Source organism: Rhodococcus sp. Z6_132, assembly GCF_058133635.1.
The window spans coordinates 434,492-456,817 of sequence record NZ_JBYUNP010000001.1 but is presented as its reverse complement, the minus strand read 5'-3'; the positions used below and the strand labels follow the sequence as shown (position 1 = coordinate 456,817).

At 72.7% G+C, this 22,326-nt stretch carries 21 protein-coding genes and 3 tRNA genes; 15 read left to right on the top strand and 9 right to left on the bottom strand.

Features of this window, described 5'->3' with window-relative positions; all coding sequences use genetic code 11:
• Positions 1-55: 55 nt before the first annotated feature.
• Entirely contained in the window at positions 56-1,204 is a 1,149-nt protein-coding gene (pcaDC, locus tag AC3YO9_RS02130) for a bifunctional 3-oxoadipate enol-lactonase/4-carboxymuconolactone decarboxylase PcaDC (RefSeq protein WP_489981965.1), read from the bottom strand.
• 209 nt (positions 1,205-1,413) lie between these two features.
• Here pcaDC and AC3YO9_RS02125 point away from each other — a divergent pair, with 209 nt between their 5' ends.
• Both AC3YO9_RS02125 and AC3YO9_RS02120 read left to right on the top strand, forming a co-directional pair.
• Positions 1,414-1,842: an Hsp20/alpha crystallin family protein gene (locus tag AC3YO9_RS02125; RefSeq protein WP_127784111.1), complete on the top strand. Its 429-nt coding sequence runs from the start codon at positions 1,414-1,416 to the stop codon at positions 1,840-1,842.
• A gap of 492 nt (positions 1,843-2,334) precedes the next feature.
• Entirely contained in the window at positions 2,335-3,129 is a 795-nt protein-coding gene (locus AC3YO9_RS02120; protein ID WP_489981964.1) for an SIR2 family NAD-dependent protein deacylase, read from the top strand.
• An 81-nt stretch (positions 3,130-3,210) separates the two neighbouring features.
• Here the strand turns inward: AC3YO9_RS02120 and AC3YO9_RS02115 are convergent, their stop codons facing one another.
• Positions 3,211-4,602, bottom strand: a complete 1,392-nt coding sequence (locus tag AC3YO9_RS02115; RefSeq protein ID WP_489981963.1) for a dihydrolipoyl dehydrogenase family protein — start codon at positions 4,600-4,602, stop codon at positions 3,211-3,213.
• Between the two features lie 191 nt (positions 4,603-4,793).
• On the opposite strand from AC3YO9_RS02115, the gene AC3YO9_RS02110 reads away from it, so the two are divergent.
• From AC3YO9_RS02110 to AC3YO9_RS02100, 3 genes are all read left to right on the top strand, one after another.
• Positions 4,794-4,866, top strand: a tRNA-Glu gene (locus AC3YO9_RS02110).
• Positions 4,867-4,917: 51 nt separating this feature from the next.
• A tRNA-Asp gene (locus AC3YO9_RS02105) sits at positions 4,918-4,994 on the top strand.
• A gap of 27 nt (positions 4,995-5,021) precedes the next feature.
• Positions 5,022-5,098: transfer RNA gene (locus AC3YO9_RS02100), tRNA-Phe, on the top strand.
• Positions 5,099-5,142: 44 nt separating this feature from the next.
• On the opposite strand, the gene AC3YO9_RS02095 is transcribed toward AC3YO9_RS02100, so the two are convergent.
• Both AC3YO9_RS02095 and AC3YO9_RS02090 read right to left on the bottom strand, forming a co-directional pair.
• On the bottom strand, positions 5,143-6,282 hold the full coding sequence (locus tag AC3YO9_RS02095) for a serine hydrolase domain-containing protein (protein ID WP_489981962.1): 1,140 nt from the start codon (positions 6,280-6,282) through the stop codon (positions 5,143-5,145).
• Between the two features lie 185 nt (positions 6,283-6,467).
• Positions 6,468-6,947, bottom strand: coding sequence for a universal stress protein (locus AC3YO9_RS02090; protein WP_127784107.1), 480 nt, complete (start codon positions 6,945-6,947; stop codon positions 6,468-6,470).
• 119 nt (positions 6,948-7,066) lie between these two features.
• Between AC3YO9_RS02090 and AC3YO9_RS02085 the strand changes: the two genes are divergently transcribed.
• The 4 genes from AC3YO9_RS02085 (at position 7,067) to AC3YO9_RS02070 (ending at position 11,839) form a co-directional block, all read left to right on the top strand.
• A complete protein-coding gene (locus AC3YO9_RS02085) occupies positions 7,067-9,133 on the top strand; it encodes an ABC transporter ATP-binding protein (RefSeq protein WP_489981961.1) in 2,067 nt (688 codons plus the stop codon).
• Complete coding sequence (locus AC3YO9_RS02080) at positions 9,130-9,912, top strand: energy-coupling factor transporter transmembrane component T family protein (RefSeq protein ID WP_489981960.1); 783 nt, start codon at positions 9,130-9,132, stop codon at positions 9,910-9,912. The genes AC3YO9_RS02085 and AC3YO9_RS02080 overlap by 4 nt, the downstream gene beginning before the upstream one ends.
• A gap of 170 nt (positions 9,913-10,082) precedes the next feature.
• Positions 10,083-10,745, top strand: a complete 663-nt coding sequence (locus AC3YO9_RS02075) for a VIT1/CCC1 transporter family protein (protein WP_241249950.1) — start codon at positions 10,083-10,085, stop codon at positions 10,743-10,745.
• A 113-nt stretch (positions 10,746-10,858) separates the two neighbouring features.
• Complete coding sequence (locus AC3YO9_RS02070) at positions 10,859-11,839, top strand: serine hydrolase (RefSeq protein WP_489981959.1); 981 nt, start codon at positions 10,859-10,861, stop codon at positions 11,837-11,839.
• Positions 11,840-11,866: 27 nt separating this feature from the next.
• Here AC3YO9_RS02070 and AC3YO9_RS02065 read toward each other — a convergent pair whose 3' ends face one another.
• On the bottom strand, positions 11,867-12,460 hold the full coding sequence (locus AC3YO9_RS02065; RefSeq protein ID WP_127784103.1) for a TetR/AcrR family transcriptional regulator: 594 nt from the start codon (positions 12,458-12,460) through the stop codon (positions 11,867-11,869).
• A 68-nt stretch (positions 12,461-12,528) separates the two neighbouring features.
• Between AC3YO9_RS02065 and AC3YO9_RS02060 the strand changes: the two genes are divergently transcribed.
• The 4 genes from AC3YO9_RS02060 (at position 12,529) to AC3YO9_RS02045 (ending at position 16,901) form a co-directional block, all read left to right on the top strand.
• Entirely contained in the window at positions 12,529-14,124 is a 1,596-nt protein-coding gene (locus AC3YO9_RS02060; RefSeq protein WP_489981958.1) for a flavin-containing monooxygenase, read from the top strand.
• On the top strand, positions 14,121-14,948 hold the full coding sequence (locus tag AC3YO9_RS02055; RefSeq protein ID WP_127784101.1) for an SDR family NAD(P)-dependent oxidoreductase: 828 nt from the start codon (positions 14,121-14,123) through the stop codon (positions 14,946-14,948). The genes AC3YO9_RS02060 and AC3YO9_RS02055 overlap by 4 nt, the downstream gene beginning before the upstream one ends.
• A gap of 48 nt (positions 14,949-14,996) precedes the next feature.
• Positions 14,997-15,740: an enoyl-CoA hydratase gene (locus AC3YO9_RS02050; RefSeq protein ID WP_489981957.1), complete on the top strand. Its 744-nt coding sequence runs from the start codon at positions 14,997-14,999 to the stop codon at positions 15,738-15,740.
• Positions 15,741-15,830: 90 nt separating this feature from the next.
• A complete protein-coding gene (locus AC3YO9_RS02045) occupies positions 15,831-16,901 on the top strand; it encodes a methyltransferase domain-containing protein (RefSeq protein WP_489981956.1) in 1,071 nt (356 codons plus the stop codon).
• Here AC3YO9_RS02045 and AC3YO9_RS02040 read toward each other — a convergent pair.
• Together AC3YO9_RS02040 and AC3YO9_RS02035 are read right to left on the bottom strand one after the other, a co-directional pair.
• The gene (locus tag AC3YO9_RS02040; protein ID WP_127784098.1) at positions 16,898-17,206 is read right to left on the bottom strand and encodes a DUF4873 domain-containing protein; all 309 of its coding nucleotides are present in this window, start codon (positions 17,204-17,206) and stop codon (positions 16,898-16,900) included. The two genes, AC3YO9_RS02045 and AC3YO9_RS02040, sit on opposite strands and share 4 nt — an antisense overlap.
• The gene (locus AC3YO9_RS02035) at positions 17,203-18,003 is read right to left on the bottom strand and encodes a TetR/AcrR family transcriptional regulator (protein ID WP_489981955.1); all 801 of its coding nucleotides are present in this window, start codon (positions 18,001-18,003) and stop codon (positions 17,203-17,205) included. The genes AC3YO9_RS02040 and AC3YO9_RS02035 overlap by 4 nt, the downstream gene beginning before the upstream one ends.
• Positions 18,004-18,226: 223 nt before the next feature.
• On the opposite strand from AC3YO9_RS02035, the gene AC3YO9_RS02030 reads away from it, so the two are divergent.
• Complete coding sequence (locus AC3YO9_RS02030; RefSeq protein ID WP_489981954.1) at positions 18,227-19,147, top strand: AurF N-oxygenase family protein; 921 nt, start codon at positions 18,227-18,229, stop codon at positions 19,145-19,147.
• Here the strand turns inward: AC3YO9_RS02030 and AC3YO9_RS02025 are convergent.
• Positions 19,134-20,330: a pyridoxal phosphate-dependent aminotransferase gene (locus AC3YO9_RS02025; protein WP_489981953.1), complete on the bottom strand. Its 1,197-nt coding sequence runs from the start codon at positions 20,328-20,330 to the stop codon at positions 19,134-19,136. The two genes, AC3YO9_RS02030 and AC3YO9_RS02025, sit on opposite strands and share 14 nt — an antisense overlap.
• Positions 20,331-20,380: 50 nt before the next feature.
• On the opposite strand from AC3YO9_RS02025, the gene AC3YO9_RS02020 reads away from it, so the two are divergent.
• Positions 20,381-21,649, top strand: coding sequence for a DUF445 domain-containing protein (locus AC3YO9_RS02020; RefSeq protein ID WP_206518031.1), 1,269 nt, complete (start codon positions 20,381-20,383; stop codon positions 21,647-21,649).
• 18 nt (positions 21,650-21,667) lie between these two features.
• On the opposite strand, the gene AC3YO9_RS02015 is transcribed toward AC3YO9_RS02020, so the two are convergent.
• On the bottom strand, positions 21,668-22,210 hold the full coding sequence (locus AC3YO9_RS02015) for a glutathione peroxidase (RefSeq protein ID WP_489981952.1): 543 nt from the start codon (positions 22,208-22,210) through the stop codon (positions 21,668-21,670).
• Positions 22,211-22,326 lie beyond the last annotated feature (116 nt).

The window sequence follows — 22,326 nt, the reverse complement described above, 5'->3', positions numbered from 1 at the left end:
TACTTTCGCACTTCCGCTGCGCGGGCGCCACACCGGTACGCACAGGCACGGTGGATCAGCCGGCAGTAGCGGTGATCACATTCTGTGCTACCGCGAAGGCGCGGTTGCCACGGGGCAGTCCGGCGTAGACGGCCGTCTGCAGCAGCACCTCGGCAATCTCCTCCGAGGACAGCCCGTTGCGCAGCGCCGCCCGCACGTGCACGGCCAGCTCCTGCTCGCTGCCCAGCGCGGTGAGCGCGGCCAGGGTGACGGCCGAGCGGGTGGCCCGGCTCAGGCCCGGGCGGTGCCAGACGTCGCCCCAGGCCACCCGGGTGAGGAAGTCCTGGAACGGCGCGCTGAACTCCGTGGTGGCCTCCATCGCGGAGTCCACCTGGGCAGCGCCCAGCACCTCGCGCCGCACCCGCAGCCCCACCGCGTGCGCCTGGGCCCGGCCGGCGTGCTCGCCGACCAGCTGGTCCAGCAGCAGCTGGGTGACCGCGCCGGCCTGCTCCACGCTGCACAGGTGCGCGGCGCGGGTCAGCACGTGCAGGTGCGCGTCGGCCACCCCGTCGGCGATGGTCTCCAGGTGCGACGGCGGCGTCGCGTGGTCGTCCGCCCCGGCCACCACCAGGGTGCGGGCGGTGATCCGGCCGAGGTCGGCGCGCCCGTCCCAGCCGGCGATCGCCTCGGCGCAGCCGGCGTAGCCCTGCGGATCGGTCGCGCCGACCATCGCCACGTAGCGCCGCACCAGCGCGGGGTCGCGCTGGGCCAGCTCGGGAGTGAACCACCGCTGCACCACGGTGGGGGCCAGCTCCGCGCAGCCCGACTGGCGCACCGTCGCCGCCCGCTGGCGCCAGGCCTGCGGCTCGTCGAAGTGCGCGGAGGTGCTGAGCAGGCTCAGGGTGTGCACTCGCTCGGGGGAGTGCGCGGCGATCCACTGCGCCACCATCCCGCCCAGCGAGAGCCCCACCAGGTGGGCGCGGGGCAGCTCCAGGCGGTCCAGCAGCGCCAGCACGTCACCCCCCAGCTCGGCCATCGTGTACGGGCCCTCCGGGGCGGGCGAGGCGCCGTTGCCGCGCAGCTCCACCCGCAGCACGCGCAGGTGCTCGGCCAGCGGCCCCAGCTGGGGGTCCCACACGGTGCGGTCGGTGCCCAGCGACCCCAGCAGCACCACCACCGGGGCGTCGGCGCGGCCGGTCACGTCGTGGGCCAGGTCCACGGTCACGGCTTCTCCCTCCTGCCGGGCAAGCGCTGGGCCGGCTCATCGCCCCAGTGCTGGCGAAGGTAGGCCGCAAGGCTGCTCGCCGCGCGGCGGAGGGGGAGCGGTACCCCCTTGCCTAGACGCTGACGCCAGTGCTATAAAAAACCTGTGCCGGGTGATGCAGATAACTTGCACACCGGAACCGAGAACCGGACACTGGAGGTGGAGGCAAGATGCTGATGCGTACCGATCCGTTCCGCGAGCTCGACCGCCTGACGCAGCAGGTGATGGGCACCGCTGCCCGTCCGACGGCGATGCCGATGGACGCCTGGCGGGAGGGGGACTCCTTCGTCGTGGAGTTCGACCTCCCTGGCGTGCAGGCCGACTCGATCGACCTGGACGTGGAGCGCAACACCTTGACGGTGCACGCGCAGCGCCCGGCTCGAAGCTCCGACCGGGAGATGGTGGCTGCTGAACGCCCGCGGGGGGTCTTCAGCCGTCAGCTCTTCCTGGGCGACACCCTCGACACCGACCGCATCGAGGCGGTCTACCGGGACGGGGTGCTGCGCCTGACCATCCCGGTCGCGGAGAAGGCCAAGCCACGCAAGATCCAGGTGATCAGCCCGGACCAGGGCGAGGCCAAGCAGCTCACCAACGCCTGAGCTCGCTGGCTCACCCACCCGGGCACGGACGCAGGAGTCCCGATGCACACCCGAGCAACGATGATCGACCAGCTGTACCGAGCGCCCGAGCACTCCGGTGCCGTCCTGGCCGCGCAGAGACTGTCCGGTCAGCGGGACACCACGATGAGCGCCCAGTGCAGGCAGCGGTCTCCGCCTCGAGCGGGGGAGCTGCGACCCACGTGGTGACGTGAGCTGTCACCACCCCCAGGAGGAGACGATGACGAGGACGGTGATGACATAGCAGACGACGTTGACAACGACGATGGCTGCCCACTCGCCCGCACGTTGCGCATCCCCTTGTGGCGCTGAGGGTCCGCGTCGACGGCCCCGCGCACTGCCAGCACTCGGCACCTGAGTGGCGGGCTGGTGCCACAGCCATCACACCTCCAGCGGCCCCGGTGGTCTCGTGCCACCGGGGCTCTCGTGTGCGCCCTCGTGCCTCGAGCAAGCGACACCTGGGACAATTGGGGTATGCCTGCCATGCCTGGTTACGACGCTCCGACCCTGGTCGAGCTGCTGCGCAGCAGCCGGCGCGCGGTGGCCTTCACCGGGGCCGGGATCTCCACCGAGTCCGGGATCCCGGACTTTCGCTCGCCCGGCGGGGTGTGGACCCGCTACGACCCCAGCGAGTACACCTTCGACCGCTACGTCTCCTCCGCGCAGGTTCGGGCCAACAGCTGGGCCATGCGGCGGGAGTTCTTCGCCCACAACGCCCAGCCCAACGCCGCGCACCGGGCACTGGCCCAGCTGCAGGACGCCGGGCACGCCGTCGGGGTCGTCACCCAGAACATCGACGGGCTGCACCAGCTGGCCGGCAGCAGCCCGGTGGTGGAGGTGCACGGGACGGCTCGCGACGTGATGTGCATCGGCCTCGCCCCGCGCGACGGCACGCCGGACGGCTGCGGGTTCACCGCGCCGTACACGTGGGGCGAGGAGCAGGTGGACGCCGGCGACCCGGACCCGCACTGCCCCCTCTGCGGCGGCCTGGTGAAGTCGGCCACCGTCTCCTTCGGGCAGATGCTCTTCCCCGACGTGGTGCAGCAAGCGGTGGAGCTGGTGTGCTCGGCTGACCTGGTGATCGCGGTGGGCTCCTCGCTGCAGGTGTTCCCGGCCGCGGATCTGCCGGTGCAGGGGGTGAAGGCCGGCGCGGCGCTGGTGATCGTCAACGACGAGCCGACACCGCTGGACGGCATCGCCGACCTGGTGGTGCGCGGGCGGGCCGCCGAGGTGCTCGGGCCCGCCGTGGCGGAGGCGCTGGAGTCGTAGCGGCGGCTGGGTGCTTGGGCTGGCTGCTTGGTAGCGGTTGCAGACGGCCACGGGGCCGGTAGGGCGTACTTGCAGACGCCCCTACAGGCCGTAGGCCTCCAGCAGCCGCAGCCACACCTCGCTCAGCGTCGGGTAGGACGGCACGGCGTGCCACAGCCGGTGCAGCGGCACCTCGCCCACGATCGCGATGGTCGCGGCGTGCAGCATCTCCGCCACCCCCGGACCCACGAACGTCAGCCCCAGCAGCACCTGGCGCTCGCGGTCCACCACCATCACCGCCTTGCCCGTGTACCCGTCGGCGTACAGCGAGGACCCGCCCACCGCGATGTCGATCTCCACCACGTCGTGGGCGATGCCGGCCCGCTCGGTCTCCTGGGCGGTCCTGCCCACGTAGGCCACCTCGGGGTCGGTGAACACCACCTGCGGCACCGCGGCGTGGTCGGCGGTGGCGGCGTAGCGGCTCCACGGCGCGGCGTCCACCGTCCCCTTGGCCCGGGCGGCGATCACGTCGCCCACCACGCGGGCGTCGTACTTGCCCTGGTGGGTGAGCGGTGCGCGGCCGGTGACGTCGCCGCAGGCGTAGAGCCAGTCGCCGTCCACGCCCTGCACCTGCCCGCTGTCGTCCACGTGCAGGGTCTCGCCCGGGGTGAGGCCCACCGTCTCCACGCCGACGTCGTCGGTGGCCGGGCGTCGTCCGGTGGCCACCAACAGCTGCTCGGCCCGTAGCTCGCTGCCGTCGTCGAGGTGGAGCAGCAGACCGTCGTCGTCGCGGTGCACCCGCGTGAGGTTCACCCCGAACCGCAGGTCCACGCCGTCGGCCGCCAGGCCGGCGCGCACCAGGTCCGAGGCCGCCGGCTCCACCTTGGGCAGCACCCGGTCACCGCGCACCAGCATGGTCACCGCTGAGCCGAGCCGGGCGTAGGCCTGGGCCAGCTCGCAGCCCACCACCCCGCTGCCCAGCACCACCAGGCTCTCCGGCACCGCCTGGGCCGAGGTCGCCTCCCGCGAGCCCCAGTGCTCGGTGTCCGCCAGGCCGTCGATGGGTGGCTCGGCCGGCACGCTGCCGGTGGCCAGCACCACGGCCTGGGTGGCGGTGAGCCGGCGGCCGTCGTCCAGCTGCACCTCCTTGGGCCCGGTGAGCCGCGCGGTGCCGCGGACGACGGTGATGCCGGCGCCCTCGGCCCACTCCTGCTGGCTGGCGTCGTCCCAGTCGTGGGTGAACTGGTTGCGCCGGGCCAGCACCGCGGCCGGGTCGAACGAGGCGGTCACCCCGGGCAGGGCCCGTGCGTCGTGCACTGCCTGCGGGGTGCGGATGAGGGCCTTGCTGGGCATGCACGCCCAGTAGGAGCACTCCCCGCCGATCAGCTGCGCCTCCACCATCGCCACCGACAGCCCGCCCTGCACGGCGCGCCCCGCGGCGTTCTCCCCGATGGCCCCGGCGCCCACCACGATGACGTCAAAAGTGTCGCTCATGTCACCCAGCGCACCCGATCGGCGGGCGCGCGGCAAGTTCGGGGCCAAGCCACCTGCGCAAACGCTCGCCAGCAGGCCGCTGACCACCCGGTTTGGGAACCACGCCGAAGGTGTCCTATGCTTCCTCCGCTCCCCAACGGAAAGCTGGACGGTGGAAATCACCGCTGGTGGCCCAGCCGGGAAACCAGTGCGCCCCCTTCGTTTAGCGGCCTAGGACACCGCCCTTTCAAGGCGGCAGCGCGGGTTCGAATCCCGTAGGGGGTACGGCAGTACACTCTCGATGAGCACGGTAGGTTGTACAAGCACCACAAGCATGGCCCTGTAGCGCAGTTGGTTAGCGCGCCGCCCTGTCACGGCGGAGGTCGCGGGTTCGAGTCCCGTCAGGGTCGCCAGGCGTTCGGATGACTCCGGTCGCATCCGGCCAGGTAGCTCAGTTGGTACGAGCATCCGCCTGAAAAGCGGAGGGTCGCCGGTTCGATCCCGGCCCTGGCCACCACGTCCTTCTTCTTCCGAGCCGCAGCCGCTCCGGCCGCGCCGCGGTCACACCGCCGCGAACGCCGCCGATACGTACTGGGCGCTGCGGTCCGATCCCAGCAGGCCCGCGCCCATCTTGTTCATCACGTAGGACACCACCATCCGGCGCTCGGTGTCGATGACGACCTGCGACCCGCCCCAGCCGCCCCAGAAGCAGATGCCCTTCTCGTCCGGCACGAAGGGCACCGACGTCGGGTGCGGCAGGGCGAAGCCGATGCCGAAGCGCAGCGGCGTCTGCAGCACCAGGTCGGTGCCGTCGGACTGCTGGTCGAAGATCAGCTTGATGGTGGCGGGGGAGAGCAGCCGCACCCCGTCCACCTCGCCGCCGCAGGCGATCACCGACTGGATGCGCGCCAGCGCACGGGCGTTGCCGTGGCCGTTGGCGCCGCCGATCTCCGCCGCGCGCCACGCGTCGGTCCAGCTGGCGCGGGCGTCGGCCACCGGTCCGGTGAACGTCCGGATCATCACGCTGCTGGGGTCGATGGTGCTGTAGTCCAGGCCCAGCGGCGGTGGCGGCACCACGTCGGAGACCCGGCCGAGCTCGCTCGCCGGCAGGCCGATGTGCAGGTCGGCGCCCAGCGGGCCGGTGATCTCGGTGGCCACGAACTGGCCCAGCGACTGTCCCGTCACGCGCCGCACCACCTCCCCGACGAGGTGGCCGTAGTTCAGCGCGTGGTAGCCGGAGGCGGTGCCCGGCTCCCACCACGGCGCCTGCGCGGCCAGCCGGGCCGCGGCCGTCTCGGCGTCGTACATCTCCTCGATGGCGAACGGCGCGTCCCACCCAGAGACGCCGGAGGTGTGCGAGAGCAGGTGGCGCACCTGCACGTCCTGCTTGCCGTTGGCGGCGAACTCCGGCCAGTACCGCGCCACGGGGGAGTGGACGTCCAGCTCGCCCCGCTCGACCAGCACCAGGGCGGCCAGGGCGGTCACCGTCTTGGTCGACGACCACACGTTGGTGATGGTGTCGCGCTCCCACGGCACGGTCTGCTCGGTGTCCGACCAGCCGCCCCACAGGTCCACCACCGGTTCGCCGTCGATGGTCACCGCCAGGCACGCGCCCAGCTCAGCCCCTGAGGACAGGTTGTCCTGCAGCGCGGCGTGCAGCGCAGCGAAGCGGTCGTCGCAGAATCCGTGGACCTCGGGCACGGCGGCCTCCCCTTGTCTGGCGGGCACGAGCGCGTCTGGCGGGCGCGCAGGCGACCCCTCGTGATCCAGGTCACTGTAATGCGGTGTCGCTCACCGTGGTCGCCGGAGGTGCCGACGCCTGCCGCGGCGGCGGTCGGAGTCGCCCGCCGTCGGTCAAGGGGCAGCTCTGGGCGTGGGCGCTCAGCTCACGGACGGGGCGGGGGCGGGGTGGTTCCGTGCACCACCATTACCGGGCAGGTGGCGTGCTCGGCGCAGGCGGCGCTGACCGAGCCGAGCAGCATGCCGCTGAACCCGCCCCGCCCCCGGCTGCCCACCACCAGCACCTGGGCCTCGCCGCTCAGCTCCAGCAGCACCTCGACGGTGTTGCCCTCGCGCACCGTGACGGTCAGGCCGGGGAAGGTGGGCGTGCCGAACACCTTCTGCACCGTCTCCACCACGAGTCGGTGTGCGTCGGCCGCGGGGTCCCACCCCAGGGTGATCTCCGGTCGGCTGATGCCGGCCCAGCCGTAGGTGGAGGGCGCCCGCCACACCGCCACTGCCTCCACCCCGGCGCCGGTGGTGTCGGCCAGGAAGCGGGCCCACCGCAGGGCCTGCTCCGACGGCGCTGATCCGTCGATGCCCACGACGACGCGCGGCGAGGCGGGAGTGGTGCGTGGTGTGGTCAACGAGGCTCCTGTGGTCGACGGGGTGGTCTCGATTCTGCGCCGCGGCGGGCTCCGTGGACAGGACTGCGGAACGGCCGGGACTCAGTTGGCTGTAAGGCGGCGATGGCAGACTTGGCGACGTGTTGGAATCCCGGTCCCACCCGAGGCAACCGCGAGGCGCGCTGCAGCCGGTGGAGCTGGCCACCGCCGGCGTGATGGCGGCCATGACGGCTGGGCTCGGAGTGCTGGCCACGGTGATCCCGGCGGCCAGCGCGCTCACCTTCGTCGGCGTCGTCCCGATGGGCCTGGTGGCCTACCGCCACCGCCTCCGTGCGCTGCTGGGCGCCTCCGTCGCCGCCACCGTGGTCGCCTTCGCGCTGGCGGGCACGGGCGCGCTGGCCGGGGTGTGGGCAGGTGTGCTGCTGGGCGGGCTCGTCGGCGACGTCCGCCGTCGCGGTCGCGGTGGGTTCACCGCCGCCCTCTACGTCCTCCTCGCGGTGCCGGTGCTGGGCGTGCTGGTGGACCTGCTGCTGCTGCTGTTCAGCCAGACCAGGCAGCTGGTGCTGGACTCGGTGGCCAACAGCGTGCACGGGGCGATGGAGATGCTGGCCGGGTTCGCCCCGTTCGCCGACCTCGCCGCCGACGTCGACGCCCGCACCCAGACGATGATCGACTACTGGTGGCTCACCGTGCCCGCCGTCGTCGGGGTGAGCCTGGCGTTCGGAACCTGGGTCACCTGGTCGCTGCTGGGCGCGGTGGTGCACCGGATGGAGCTGGCCGCGGCGCCCGACCCGCTGCAGGGTCCGGCCACCGGACAGCAGCCCGGCGACGACACGGTGGCACCGGTACCGGCGTCGCTGGAGCGCGTCGGGTTCACCTACCCCGGCACCGAGCGCGCCGTGCTCACCGACGTCGACCTGACCGTCCGCCCGGGTGAGCTGGTGGCCGTGGTCGGCGCCAACGGCTCGGGCAAGTCCACCCTGCTGCGCCTGCTGGCGGGCCGCGCGCCCAGCCACGGCGCCGTGCTGCGGCCGGGCAGCAGCGGGCTGGGCGCCCACGGCGGCACCGCGATGATCCTGCAGCGCCCGGAGAGTCAGATCCTGGGCGTGCGGGTGGCCGACGACGTGGTGTGGGGCCTGCCGGAGGGCACCGCGGTGGACGTCGACGGGTTGCTGCGCACGGTGGGCCTGGCGGGCATGGGCGACCGCGACACCAGCACCCTCTCCGGCGGGGAGCTGCAACGACTCGCCGTGGCCGCCGCGCTGGCCCGCCGACCCGCGCTGCTGCTCTCCGACGAGTCCACCGCCATGGTCGACGCCGAGGGCCGGCAGCAGCTGGTGGCGCTGCTCGGCGAGCTCGCCCACACCCACGGCATCGCCGTCGTGCACGTCACCCACCGCGCCGCCGACACGGTGGGCGCCGACCACGTGGTGCACCTGGTGCAGGGCCGGGTGGTGGACGCCCCCGCCGCCTGGCTCAGCGAGGGAGCCCGCCCCGCGCTGACGCCCGCGCCGCCGGCCACCGGCCGGCCCCTGCTGCAGCTGCGCGGCGTCAGCCACACCTACGACGTCAGCTCCCCCTGGGCGCAGCGTGGGCTGGCGGAGGTCGACCTCACCGTGCGCGAGGGCGAGGGGGTGCTGGTGGTCGGCGGCAACGGCTCCGGCAAGTCCACCCTGGCCTGGGTGCTCGCCGGGCTGGTGCAGCCCACCGCCGGGCAGTGCCTGCTCGACGGGCGGCCGGTGCACGAGCAGGTCGGCGCGGTCGCCCTGGCGTTCCAGCACGCCCGGCTGCAGGTGCTGCGCCCGACCGTGGGTGCCGACGTCGCTGCCGCCACGGGCACCGAGAGCCACCCCGACTGGTCCGCCGTGGGCGAGGCGCTGGCGGCGGTGGGCCTGGACCCGCTGCTCACCGCCCGACCGGTGGACCAGCTCAGCGGGGGGCAGCTGCGGCGGGTCGCGCTGGCCGGCCTGCTCGCCAACCGCCCCCGGGTCCTCGTCCTGGACGAGCCGCTGGCCGGCCTGGACGTGCCCAGCCAGCGCGGCCTGGTGGAGCTGCTCGCCCGGCTGCGCCGCGAGGCGGGGCTCACCGTGGTGGTCATCTCCCACGACCTCGACGGCATGGAGGCGGTGTGCTCGCGCACCGTGCGGCTGCACCGCGGCCGGCTCAGCGACGAGCCCCGCCCGGTGCTCGGGGAGGCCCGGCGATGAGCTCACCCACGCTGCTGCGGCAGGTGCCCGGCAACACCGTGGTCCACCGGCTGTGGGCGGGCACCAAGCTGGTGTGCGTCGTCCTGATCGGCCTCACCCTCACCTTCGTGCCTTCCTGGCCGGCGCTCGGGGCCACCGCCGTGCTGCTGGCCGTGCTCATCGCGGTCGCCCGAGTTCCGCGTGCCGTGCTGCCGCACGTGCCGTGGTGGTTCTGGCTGGCCCTGGGGCTGGGCGCGCTGCTGAACGTGCCCGCCGGCGGAACCCCGGAGGTGACGCTCGGGCCGGTCACCGTCGGTCTCGGCGCCCTGCTGATCTACGTGCGCGTCACCGTGCTGGCCTTCGTCCTGCTGGGGATCTCCCTGATGGTCGGGCTCACCACGCCCATGGGCGAGATCGCCCCGGCGTTCGCCCGGCTGACCCGCCCGCTGAAGTGGCTGCGGCTGCCGGTGGAGGAGTGGGCGGTGACCGTGGGGCTGTGCCTGCGGGCGGTGCCACTGTTCGCCGAGGAGTGGTCGGTGCTGCGGGCGGCCCAGCGGCTGCGCCCGGTGCCCGAGGGGCGGCGCAGGCGGTCGCTGGACCAGCTGATGACGGAGGGGCTGGACATGCTCAGCGCGGCCATGGCGGTCTCGCTGCGCCGCGCCGCCGAGCTGGGCGATGCGGTGACCGCCCGCGGCGGAACCGGCCAGCTCACCGCGCAGAAGGCCCGCCTGGGGCTGCTCGACGTGGCAGCGCTGGTGGTCGTGGTCGTGTTCTGCACCGCGGTGCTGGTGCTGGGCTAGCAGCCCGGTAAGCCTCGCCTTGCTGGTCGGGTCCCCGGCCGCTACCTACCGTGGACGGGGTGACTCCCGGGCCCTCGCGTGGCGCCGCCGGCGGTGCGTCCGCGCCGCACGGACGCCGCAGCCACGCGCACTCCGGCGAGCCGCACCGCCCCGGGCAGCTCTCCTCGCGGCTGAACTGGCTGCGGGCCGGCGTGCTGGGGGCCAACGACGGCATCGTCTCCACCGCGGGACTGGTGGTGGGTGTGGCCGGGGCGGCGACCAGCCGCGGCCCCCTCGTCGCCGCCGGTGTGGCCGGCCTGGTCTCCGGCGCGGTGTCCATGGCGCTGGGGGAGTACGTCTCGGTGAGCAGCCAGCGCGACACCGAGCGCTCCCTGCTGGACCGGGAGCGCCAGGAGCTGGCAGAGATGCCGCAGGCCGAGCTGGAGGAGCTGGCCGGGTTCTACCGGGCCAAGGGCATCAGCGACGAGACCGCCCACCGGGTGGCCAAGGAGCTCACCGCGCGCGACCCGCTGGGCGCGCACGCGGAGGTGGAGCTGGGCATCGACCCCGACGAGCTGGCCAACCCCTGGCACGCCGCGGGGGCGTCGGGCCTGTCGTTCACCCTCGGCGCGATCCTGCCCCTGCTGGCCATCGTGCTGCCGCCGGCGACCTGGCGCGTGCCGGTCACCGTGGTGGTGGTGCTGGTGGCCCTGGCGATCACCGGCTGGATCAGCGCCCGGCTGGGGGGCGCCCCTGCCGTGCCGGCGATGGTCCGCCTGGTGGTTGGTGGCGGGGCCGCCATGGGCATCACCTTCGCCGTTGGTGACCTGATCGGAGACACTGGGCTCGTGTGAGGACAGTCGCGCTCCGGCGTGGCCCGCGAGCTCTGCCAGGCTTCGGGCAGGTTCCCCCGATATCCTCGCCGCAGAGGACGGCAGGGAACCGGTGATCGGAACGGAGTGGACGCATGGCACGACGCTCCGTCGGCGCGACCGTGGTCGCCGCGCTCGTCCTCCCGCTGCTCGCCACGGGTTGCTCCGCCGCGCTGTCGCAGTCCAGTGGTCCGGTCGCCCGCACCACTGACGAGGACGTCCTGGTCGCACCCAGCGTCACCGCCTCGCCGGTCCCCGCCGCACCGACCAGCGCGCCCCCCACGAGCACTCCGGAGACCACCACCCGCGCCGCCGAGCGCGCCGGCACCTCCGGCACCGAGGCGGCGGAGACGGCCTTCCAGGCGCAGCTCGCCCAGCTCGACCGCTCCTTCGGCATCACGCGCTCGGCCGACGTCTCCATCGCCGCTCGGGACCTGAGCACCGGGCAGAGCGTGGTCACCGGCGCCACGGCCGGCATGGTCACCGCCAGCGCCGTCAAGGTGGAGATCCTCATCGGAACGCTGCTCAAGGCGCAGGATGCCGGTCGGCCGCTGAGCGCGTCCGAGGAGGACCTGGCGACGCGGATGATCACCATCAGCGACAACGACGCGGCGACCACCCTCTTCGACCGCCTGGGTGGCGGACCGGGGCTCGCGACGGTGAGCAAGCGGCTGGGCCTGCGCAGCACCGAGGTCGGTGCCTCCGGCTTCTTTGGACTCACCACCACCAACGCCCAGGACCAGGTCGCGCTGCTCGATGCGCTGACCGCCTCCACGTCGGTGCTCAACACCGAGAACCGGGAGTACGCGCTGGGCCTCATGCAGTCGGTGGCAGCCGACCAGCGCTGGGGGGTGACGGCGGCGGCCGATCCCGGGGCGACCACGGCGGTGAAGAACGGCTGGCTGCCCAACTCCGACGACGACAACCAGTGGGCGGTGACCAGCATGGGCGTGGTCACCGCGGCCGGACACCGGATCCTGCTCGTGGTGTTCACCCAGCACCAGCCCGACCGGCAGACCGGCATCGACTACATCGAGCAGGCCAGCAAGCTCGTCGCCGCGCGGCTCACCGCCTGAGCCGGCCCGGCGGCAGGCGGGCGGGCCTCACTGCGGGGCGGCGCCGAGCAGCAGCGCGGTCAGTGCCTGGCTGATCAGGTCGATCAGCTCCTCGCGGGAGAGGTCGTCCTCGGCCAACCAGCTGATCACCGCCTCCTCGGTGAAGGCGATCCAGCCGCGCACCGCCAGCCGGGTGCGTGGGCCGGCGGGGATGCCCAGCACCGGGGTCTGGGCGAGGGTCCGGCTGGCCATCTCGGCCCGAGTGTCGTCGAAGACCTGACGCATCGCCTCGTCCCCGCTGGCCGCACCGCGCAGCAGCGACACGTAGCCGCTGCGGTTCTCGCTGACGAAGTCGATGAACGCCGACAGCGAGCTGTGCAGCGCCTCCAGCGGCGGCAGCGCCGGGTCGGGTGCGGTGCGCTCCAGCATGGCGGCGGCCATCTCCCGCACCACGGCCAGGTGGAAGTCCTGCTTGGAGGCGAAGTAGTGGAACAGCAGCCCTCGGGAGATCCCGGCCCGGTCGGCGATCTCCTCCACGCCCACCTCCTCCAGGCGGCGCTCGGCCAGCATCTCCGCGCCGAGGGCGATGAGCTGGGCGCGGCGGGCTCCCGGGCTGAGCCGGGTTCGCTTGTCGGTGGGCACGCCACCACCCTACTGAATCCTGCTCAACAGTTATTGACCGTCGTTCAACAGTGGTTTACCGTTGCCACATGACAACAGCCACAGACGCAGCCGCGACGCCCGCGCAGGACCGCGCGCCGTCCCAGGCGAAGCAGGTCGACGTGCTCATCATCGGCAGCGGGTTCTCCGGTCTCGGTGCGGCCATCAAGCTCACCCAGGCGGGCAAGAACAACTACGTGGTGATCGAGCGTGGCGCCGACGTCGGCGGCACCTGGCGCGACAACACCTACCCCGGTGCTGCCTGCGACGTGCCCTCGCACCTGTACTCGTACTCCTTCGCGCTCAACCCGGAGTGGAGCCGCAGCTTCTCCCGGCAGGCGGAGATCCAGGACTACCTGGAGCAGACCGCGCGCCGCTACGACGTGCTGGACAAGCACGTCTTCGGCTGCGAGATGGAGTCCGCCCGCTGGAACGGCCAGACGCAGCGCTGGGACGTGCAGACGTCCAAGGGCCGCTGGTCGGCGGCCACCGTCATCAGCGCGGTCGGCGCGCTGTGCGAGCCCGCGCTGCCCAACATCGCCGGCATCGAGGACTTCACCGGCGAGATCTTCCACTCCGCTCGCTGGAACCACGACTCCGACCTCACCGGCAAGCGGGTGGCGGTGATCGGCACCGGCGCCTCGGGCATCCAGATCGTGCCCGCCGTCGCGCCGCAGGTGGCCCACATGGACGTCTACCAGCGCACCGCCCCGTGGATCCTGCCCCGGTTCGACCGCGAGTACACCAGGCTGGAGCGCTTCGCGTTCCGGCACGTGCCCGGCTTCCAGAAGCTCTCCCGCGGCCTGATCTACGCGATGCGCGAGACCCAGGTGGTGGCACTGGCCAAGGACCCGCGCCTCACCCGCATCCTGCAGCGCGTGGCCTCGAAGCACATGGCCCAGCAGGTGCCCGACGCCGAGCTGCGCAAGAAGGTCACGCCCACCTGGCGCATCGGCTGCAAGCGGATGCTCATCTCCAACAACTGGTACCCGGCCCTGCAGCGCGACAACGTCGACCTGGTCACCGACGGCATCGACAAGGTCACCAGCAACGCGGTGGTCACCAAGGACGGCACCGTGCGCGAGGTGGACGCCATCGTGGTGGCCACCGGCTTCCACGTCACCGACTCACCCACCTACGAGACCATCGTCGGAGCCGACGGCCGCACGCTGGCTGAGCACTTCGCCGAGCGCGGCATGCAGGCCTACAAGGGCTCGGCCGTCACCGGCTTCCCCAACATGTTCTTCCTGGTCGGACCCAACACCGGCCTCGGGCACACCTCGATGGTCTACATGATCGAGTCGCAGCTGAGCTACGTGCTGGACGCGGTGGACACCGTGGCGCGGGAGCGCATCGCGACCGTCGAGGTCCGCCCGGAGGTGCAGCAGGAGTACAACGCCATGCTGCAGCGCAAGCTCGACCCCACGGTGTGGATGCGCGGTGGGTGCGCCAGCTGGTACCTCGACGCGCACGGCAACAACACCACCCTGTGGCCGGACTTCACCTTCGCCTTCCGCAAGGCCACCAAGAGCTTCGACCTGGACGCCTACCGCTACACCCGCCGCGCCGCTGTCAGCTCCACCGCTGGGCCGTCCACAGCTGCACCCGCGCAGCCGGTCCCGACCGCCGAGGAGGCGTCAGCATGAAGACCGACTTCACCAACAAGGTCGCCGTCATCACCGGAGCCGGCTCGGGCATCGGCCGCGCGCTGGCGCTGGACCTCGCCAGCCGGGGCGCCCGGCTGGCCCTGTCCGACGTGGACAGTGCCGGCCTGGCCGAGACGGTTCGCCAGTGCGAGGGGCTGGGGGCGCAGGTGCGCTCCGACCACCTCGACGTGGCCGAGCGCTCGGCGGTGCTGGAGTACGCCGACGCCGTCGCGGCGCACTACGGCGTGGTCAACCTGCTGTTCAACAACGCCGGCATCGCCTTCAGCGGCGACGTCGAGGTCACCGAGTTCAAGGACATCGAGCGGGTGATGGACGTCGACTTCTGGGGGGTCGTCAACGGCACCAAGGCGTTCCTGCCCCACCTCATCGCCTCCGGCGACGGCCACCTGGTCAACGTCTCCAGCCTGTTCGGGCTGCTGTCCATCCCCACCCAGAGCGCCTACAACTCGGCCAAGTTCGCCGTGCGCGGCTTCACCGAGTCGCTGCGCCAGGAGATGCTCATCAACAAGCACCCCGTCAAGGTCACCTGCGTGCACCCCGGGGGCATCAAGACGGGCATCGCCCGCAACAGCACGGCCGCGGTGGGCTCCGACGCCAAGATCCTTGCGGAGTTCTTCGACGCCAAGCTGGCCAAGACCACGCCCGAGACCGCCGCACGCGTCATCCTCAGGGGAGTCGGCGCTGGACGGCCGCGCGTGCTCATCGGCTCCGACGCCAAGGCCCTCGACGCCCTGGTCCGAGTCACCGGTTCCGGCTACCAGCGGGTGGTCGCCGCGGTGTGCGGGCGCGCCCTGCCCAAGTAGCCGAACCACCCGGCCAGGGCCGAACCAGGCAGGGCGATACTGGAACCCATGATCAACACCAGCCACCACGGCCGCGTCACCATCTTGGAGATCGACCGGCCGGAGCGCCGCAACGCCCTCAGCACCGAGCTCTGCGACCAGCTGCGCGAGGCGGTGACCGGCAGCGTCGAGGCCGGTGCCCGCGCGCTGGTGATCACGGGCGCGGGCACCAGCTTCTGCTCCGGCGCCGACCTCGGCGGGGTGTACGGCGACGGGTTCCTCGACGCCCTGCGCGCGATGCTGCGGGCGGTCACCGACGCCCCGGTGCCGGTGATCGCCGCGGTGAACGGGCCGGCCATCGGCGCGGGCACCCAGCTAGCGGTGTGCTGCGACCTGCGGGTGGCCGCGCCCACCGCCGTGTTCGGGGTGCCCACCGCCAAGCTCGGCCTGGCCGCCGACGCCTGGACGCTGCGCCGGCTGGCCATGTTCGCCGGCGGCGGGATGGCCCGGCGGATGATGCTCACCGCGCAGACCGTGACCGCAGCCGAGGCGCTGCGCAGCGGGCTGGCCGACGGGGAGGGCGACCTCGCCGACGCCCTGGAGCTGGCGACGCACTGCGCCAGCCTGGCGCCGCTCAGCCTGGCCTACTCCAAGCGAGTGCTCAACGGCCTCACCGCCGACGGAGCACGAGAGGCCGACACCAACGCCGACTGGGAGGTGGCGGAGTTCGAGCGCTGCTGGACCAGCGCGGACTTCGCCGAGGGGCAGCAGGCCCGCCGGGACAAGCGCAGCCCGGAGTTCCAGGGCCGCTGAGCGCGCCGGGAGCGCCGTCGACCAGGGGTTGTGCTGCTCGACCAGCGGAGGACACTGGCAGGACGTACCCGTCCTGCGAGGTGGTCCGCCATGGATCCTGCGACCGAGGTCGCTGACCGGCTGATGAGCTCAGCCGCCGGGATGTTCGACCTGATGGCGGTGGCACTGGGCGACCGGCTCGGCTACTACCGCTGCCTGGACGGCGCTCCGCCGCTGTCCTCCACCGAGCTGGCCGCGGCCACCGGCACCGGCGAGCGGGGAGCCCGGGAGTGGCTGGAGCAGCAGGCCGTGACCGGCCTGGTCGAGCTCGCCGCCAGCTCCGCCGTGGCGGCCGACCGGCGCTACCGGCTCAAGCCGGGCGTGGGTCAGGTGCTGGCCAGCGCCGACGACCTCGGCTACCTGGCGCCGCTGGCCCGTCAGCTGGTGGCCGCGGCGGCGCAGGTGCCCGCGGTGGCGGAGGCCTTCCGTGCCGGCACGGGCGTTCCCTGGTCGGCGTTCGGAACCGACATGCGGGAGTCCCAGGCCGACCTGAACCGCCCCGGCTTCCTCGGCCTGCTCGCGCAGGAGTGGCTGGCCACCCTGCCCGACGTCCAGCTGAGGCTGCACTCCGACCCGCCGGCGCGGGTGGCCGACGTGGGGTGCGGCGGCGGGTGGTCGGCCATCGGGCTGGCGCAGGGCCTGCCCGGGGTGCAGGTGGACGCCTTCGAGCTGGACCCTGCCTCGGTGGAGCTGGCCCGGCGCAACGTGGCCGAGGCCGGCCTGGACGGGCGGGTGCGGGTCTGGGAGCAGGACGTCGCCACCGTGCGGGCGGAGGCCGGCTACGACCTGGTGACCGCCTTCGAGTGCCTGCACGACCTGCCGCACCCCGTGCCGGCGCTGGCGGCCATGCGCGCCCTGGCCGCGCCGAGCGGGGCCGTGCTGGTGGCCGACATGAAGGTGGCCAGCGCCTTCGCCCCGCCGGGTGACCTGGTGGAGCGGCTGATGTACGGCTTCAGCCTGTCGGTGTGCCTGCCCGACAGCATGAGCACGCCGGGCTCGGCCGCCACCGGGACCGTCATGCGGGAGAGCACCCTGCGCGACTACGCGCGGCAGGCGGGGTTCACCTCGGTGGACACCCTGCCCGTCGAGCACGACCTGTGGCGGTTCTACCGCCTCGCCTAGTCCAGGACGGTGGCGTCGAAGGCCTCGAACGGGGGCGCGCCGACGCCCCGCACCAGGTGGTTGCCCCACAGGTCCTGCTCGGTGACCACCACCTGTGCCTCGGCGGCGTCGGTGCGCACCGTCAGCGTCGTCCCGCTCGGGGTCTGCGGCAGCCCGCGCACCCGGCCGTACCAGGAGTACGTGCCGCCAATGGGCTCGAAGTGCCCGGAGAGGGTGAGGTCCACGGCGTGCTCGTGCTCGTCGTGCGCCGCCGTTGCCGGGCCCTGGTAGCCCGCGGGATCGTCGTGCTCCTCCGGTGTGCTCATCCGTGGCTGTCCTTCTGGTCGGGATCGGCGTCCGGGTCAGGGGCGGAATCAGGGGTGAGGGGTCCGCCGAGCAGCCGCCTGGTCGGGTCGGACGCCGCGGCGGGGACGAACTTGGCGGGGGCGCCGTCGGCACGCAGCACACCCTCGAGCCCGCCCCAGACGAGCATGCTCAGGTAGTCCACCAGCGCGTCGGAGGACATGGTGCGGTTGTCCAGCCACCAGTGCGTGGCCAGCTGGACCATGCCCACCACTCCGTAGGCCCACGGCTGCGCCCCGCCGGAGTCCATGCCCATGGTGCGCAGCCGGTCACCGACCAGCCCGGAGAGCGCCTCGGCGATCACCCGCTCGGTGGTGGCCACCACGCTCTCCGCGCCACCCACCTCCTGGTTGTGGGTGAACACGTAGCCGTAGAGCTCGGGCTCGGCGGCGACAGAGCGCACGTAGGCGCCGATCAGCGCCCGCGCCTGGTCGAAGTCGGCCCGCTCCTGGGAGAGCTCGGCCAGCAGCGGCGGCAGCGCGACGGTCTGGGCGATGCGGGTGAGGATCGCGTCGACCAGGTCGCTCTTGTCGGTGAAGTGGCGGTAGAGCACCGTCTTGGACACCTGCAGCTCGCCGGCGATGTCCTCCATGCCGATCTGGGGGCCGTTGCGCCGGATGGCTGCCAGCGCGCCGTCCACGAACTCCTCGCGCCGGGCGCGCTTGTGCTCGTCCCAGCGCTTCTTGCGCCCGTCGATGGCCACCCGCGCCGAGCGCGCCTCGTCCACCACCGCGGCGGCCGTGGCTGCGGCGGAGGTCATGGTCTTCACCCAGGTGGCCGGAACAGCAGGCCGCGGCCCCTGGGGCCTTGGGGCGGAGGGGCTATCGGTCCGCTCACCCTTGACAGCATCGCCGTCATGGTTCATGTTACTCATGTTAGCAGTTACATCCAATCACATGATGTGCTTCATACCGGGCGGGTGGTCGCGAGTGCGACCGGGCGTGCACACGGCTGGGGTACGTCCGGGCGCCGGGGAGAACCACATGTCGAGCACCACCACCAGCAGCGCGTCGCGGGGCGTCAAGGTGACCGACCGCCAGGAGATCGCCAGCCGCTTGCTGTCCTCGGCGGCCAAGAAGTCCTACGACCCGATGGTCGAGGTCGACTGGCAGGCGCCGGTCCCGGACCACCTCTTCGGCCTGACGCCGGAGTGGAGCACCCTCTACGGCACGTCGCTGTGGGAGGAGATGAGCCTGGAGCAGCAGGTCACGCTGACCAAGCACGAGGTCTCCTCCATCATGAGCACCGGCATCTGGTTCGAGATGATCCTCATGCAGATGGTGGTGCGGGACATCTACGGGCAGGACGCTTCCACGCCGCACTTCCAGTTTGCCCTCACCGAGATCGCTGACGAGTGCCGCCACTCGATCATGTTCGCCCGCGCCGCCGAACGTTTCGGCGCTCCCGCCTACCGGCCCTCGCGCACCGTCCTCGAGCTGGGCCGGGTCTTCAAGGCCACCGCGGTGGGGGCCACCGCCTACGCCGGCATCCTGGTGGCCGAGGAGATCCTCGGCGTCATGCAGCGCGACTGGATGCGGGACGAGCGGGTGCAGCCGATCACCCGCACCACGGCCAAGATCCACGTGCTGGAGGAGGCGCGGCACATGCGCTTCGCCCGCGAGGAGATCGCCCGCCGGGTGCAGGGCATGTCCGCGGCCCAGCGCGCCCGCGAGCGCGCGATGCTGGCCGCCGGCGCCTACTTCATCACCACCAGCCTGGTGCACCCGGACGTGTACGCCGCGGCCGGGCTCGACCCCAAGCGGGCGATGGCGGCGGCCAGGACCAACGAGCACTACCGCGCGCGGCTGCGCGACAGCGCCGCCAAGCTGATGGCGTTCCTGGACGAGGTCGGCCTGGTGGGCGGGCCCTCGGTGCGGCTGTACAAGAAGATCAGCATGCTCTGAGCGCGTGCAGCCGTCGGGCGGCCTCGTGCAGCACGTCGTCGCGCTTGCAGAAGGCGAACCGCAGCAGCTGGCGCCAGGGCTGCTGCTCCCGGGTGGGGGAGTCGCAGAACACGCTCACCGGCACCGCCGCCACCCCCACCTGCACCGGCAGCTGCGTGCACAGGGCCACCGCGTCGGTCTCGCCCAGCGGTGCGGCGTCGGCACAGACGAAGTAGCTGGCCTCGCTGGGGTGCACCCGGAAGCCCACCTCGGCCAGCGCCGTGGACAGCAGGTCGCGCTTGCCCTGCAGGTCGGTGCGCAGCTGCTGCACCCAGGCCTGCTCGTGGGTGAGGGCGTGGGCGGCGGCGTGCTGCATCGGGGTGGCGCCGACGAAGCTCATGAACTGCTTGGCGGTGCGCACCGCGGCCACCAGCTCGGCGGGCCCGCACACCCAGCCGGTCTTCCAGCCGGTGGCGCTGAAGGTCTTGGCCACCGACGACACCGACAGCGTGCGCTCGGCCATGCCGGGCAGCCCGGCCAGCGGTTGGTGCACGCGCCCGTCGTAGACCAGGTGCTCGTAGACCTCGTCAGTGAGCACCACCAGGTCGTGCTCGCAGGCCAGCTCGGCGATGGCCGCCAGCTCCTCGGTGGTGAACACCGTGCCGGTGGGGTTGTGCGGGGAGTTCACCAGCAGCATGCGGGTGGCCGGGTTCACCGCCGCACGCAGCGCGTCCAGGTCCAGGGCGAACCGGTCGCCGTCGCGCACCAGCGCCACGGTGCGCCGGGTGGCACCGGCCATCGCCACGGCCACCGGGTAGGAGTCGTAGTAGGGCTCGACCATCACCACCTCCTCGCCCGGGCGCACCAGCGCCAGCACCGCGGCGGTGATCGCCTCGGTGGCCCCCACGGTCACCAGCACCTCGGTGTCCGGGTCGTGGTGCAGCCCGTAGCGGGTGGCGCGATCGGCCGCGACGGCCTGGCGCAGCGCGGGGATGCCCGGTCCGGGGGCGTACTGGTTGTGGCCCGCGGCGATGGCTGCGCGCGCTGCCTCCAGCATGGCGGCGGGGCCGTCGGTGTCCGGGAAGCCCTGCCCCAGGTTGATCGCCCCGTGCTCGGTGGCCAGCGCGGTCACCTCCGCGAAGATCGTCGAGGCGAACGGCTGCAGGTGGGGCACCAGCTGGGGAGGCGGCATCACCTGCGCCATCCTGCCTGCTCGCCTCGCCGGCCCGCTGCCCTCGCCACGCACCTGGGAGGATGAACGCCGTGGACCTCACCCTGGACGACGAGACCAAGCGTGCTGACCTGCGCAAGATGAAGGTGGTGGCCACCGGCTTCCTGGTGGCGGCCACCGTGGTGTTCCTCTTCGCCCGGTGGCAGGAGTCGATCGGGGCCGGCGGCTGGGTGGGCTACGTGCGCACCGCAGCCGAGGCGGGCATGGTCGGTGCCCTGGCGGACTGGTTCGCCGTCACCGCGCTGTTCCGCCACCCGTTGCGCATCCCCATCCCGCACACCGCGATCATCCCGCGCAAGAAGGACCAGCTCGGCGCGAGCCTGGGCGACTTCGTGGGCACCAACTTCCTGGCCCCGGACGTGGTGGTGGACAAGCTGCGCGCGGCCCGGGTGCCCGAGCGGCTCGGCCGCTGGGTGGCCCAGCCGGCCAACGCCGAGCGGATCACCGCCGAGGCGGCGGTGCTCGCTCGGGGCGCGGTGACGGTGCTGCGGGACGAGGACGTGCAGCAGGTGATCGACGCGACCCTGGTGCGCCGCCTGGTGGACCGCCCCTGGGGGCCGCCGCTGGGCAAGCTGCTGGCCGAGGTGCTCGCCGACGGCAAGCACAAGCGCCTGGTGGACCTCATCTGCGACCGGGCCTACGACTGGGTGCTGGTCAACCACGACACGGTGGTGCGGGTGGTCAGCCAGCAGGCGCCGGCGTGGTCGCCGCGCTTCCTGGACGACATGCTCGCCGACCGGCTGCACCGCGAGGTGCTCGACTTCGCCCGCGCGGTGCGCGACGACCCCGAGCACCAGATGCGCAAGGCGGTGGACAAGTTCATGGCCGAGTTCGCCGAGGACCTGCAGCACGACCCGGACACCATCGCCCGGGCGGAGTCGGTCAAGCAGCAGATCCTGGAGCACCCCGAGGTGCAGAACGTGGTGGCCAGCGCCTGGGGCACCGCCAAGCGGATGATCCTGGACGCGGTGGAGGACCCCTCCAGCGAGCTGCGGGTGCGGGCCCGCGACCTGGTCGCCTCCTGGGGTGCCCGGCTGGCCGACGACCCGGCGGTGCGCGGCAAGGTCGACGGCTGGCTGGAGGGCAGCCTGCGGTACGTGGTGAGCAACTACGCCGACGAGATCACCGGGGTCATCACCGACACCGTGGCCCGGTGGGACGCGCAGGAGACCAGCCGCAAGATCGAGCTGCAGGTGGGTCGTGACCTGCAGTTCATCCGCATCAACGGCACCGTGGTCGGCGCACTGGCCGGCCTGGTCATCTACGCCGTGTCGGACCTGCTGTTCGGCTGACCCGGCTCCGGCCCCGTCTCAGCGGGCGAGCTCCGCCTCGACCGCGCGGACGATCTCGGGGGCGTCGGGTGCGACCGACGGCGCGAAGCGCGCCACCACCTCACCCTGCTTGCTGACCAGGAACTTCTCGAAGTTCCAGAGCACGTCCGGGTCCTCGGTGGGCTCGATCCCCGCGGCCCGCAGGTTGTCGCGGAAGTCCGACGTGCCCGCGGCCGCCGGCGCTTGGCGCGTCAGCTCGGCGTACAGCGGGTGCTGGTCGTCGCCGACCACGCTGATCTTGGCCAGCACCGGGAAGGTGACGGCGTACTGCGTCGAGCAGAAGTCGGCGATCTCGGCGTCGGTGCCCGGCTCCTGGCCCATGAAGTTGTTGGCCGGGAACGCCAGCACCGTCAGGCCCCTCGCCTGCAGGCTGCTGTGCAGGCCCTGTAGCGCCTCGTACTGCGGGGTCAGGCCGCACTGGGACGCCACGTTGACGACGAGGACCACCTCGCCGGCGTGATCGGCCAGGGACGCCTGGCCACCGTCGGCCGTCGCGAACGGGATGTCGACGAGTGCGCTCATGCCGGCACCGCCAGCGCCGCGCCGTCCTCACCAGGGCTACCAGCTCGCATCAGCACCGTCGTCATCGGGACATCCTCGCAACGGATGCCCGTGCGGGGCAACGGCCGAGGCGGCGC

Bases quoted from the DNA above. Each gene is read 5' to 3' on its own strand.
- AC3YO9_RS02125 (WP_127784111.1), top strand. From the start codon at position 1,414: ATGCTGATGCGTACCGATCCGTTCCGCGAGCTCGACCGCCTGACGCAG.
- AC3YO9_RS02120 (WP_489981964.1), top strand. From the start codon at position 2,335: ATGCCTGCCATGCCTGGTTACGACGCTCCGACCCTGGTCGAGCTGCTG.
- AC3YO9_RS02115 (WP_489981963.1), bottom strand. From the start codon at position 4,602: ATGAGCGACACTTTTGACGTCATCGTGGTGGGCGCCGGGGCCATCGGG.
- AC3YO9_RS02080 (WP_489981960.1), top strand. From the start codon at position 9,130: ATGAGCTCACCCACGCTGCTGCGGCAGGTGCCCGGCAACACCGTGGTC.
- AC3YO9_RS02070 (WP_489981959.1), top strand. From the start codon at position 10,859: ATGGCACGACGCTCCGTCGGCGCGACCGTGGTCGCCGCGCTCGTCCTC.
- AC3YO9_RS02060 (WP_489981958.1), top strand. From the start codon at position 12,529: ATGACAACAGCCACAGACGCAGCCGCGACGCCCGCGCAGGACCGCGCG.
- AC3YO9_RS02055 (WP_127784101.1), top strand. From the start codon at position 14,121: ATGAAGACCGACTTCACCAACAAGGTCGCCGTCATCACCGGAGCCGGC.
- AC3YO9_RS02050 (WP_489981957.1), top strand. From the start codon at position 14,997: ATGATCAACACCAGCCACCACGGCCGCGTCACCATCTTGGAGATCGAC.
- AC3YO9_RS02045 (WP_489981956.1), top strand. From the start codon at position 15,831: ATGGATCCTGCGACCGAGGTCGCTGACCGGCTGATGAGCTCAGCCGCC.
- AC3YO9_RS02040 (WP_127784098.1), bottom strand. From the start codon at position 17,206: ATGAGCACACCGGAGGAGCACGACGATCCCGCGGGCTACCAGGGCCCG.
- AC3YO9_RS02035 (WP_489981955.1), bottom strand. From the start codon at position 18,003: ATGACCTCCGCCGCAGCCACGGCCGCCGCGGTGGTGGACGAGGCGCGC.
- AC3YO9_RS02030 (WP_489981954.1), top strand. From the start codon at position 18,227: ATGTCGAGCACCACCACCAGCAGCGCGTCGCGGGGCGTCAAGGTGACC.
- AC3YO9_RS02025 (WP_489981953.1), bottom strand. From the start codon at position 20,330: ATGGCGCAGGTGATGCCGCCTCCCCAGCTGGTGCCCCACCTGCAGCCG.
- AC3YO9_RS02020 (WP_206518031.1), top strand. From the start codon at position 20,381: ATGAACGCCGTGGACCTCACCCTGGACGACGAGACCAAGCGTGCTGAC.
- AC3YO9_RS02015 (WP_489981952.1), bottom strand. From the start codon at position 22,210: ATGAGCGCACTCGTCGACATCCCGTTCGCGACGGCCGACGGTGGCCAG.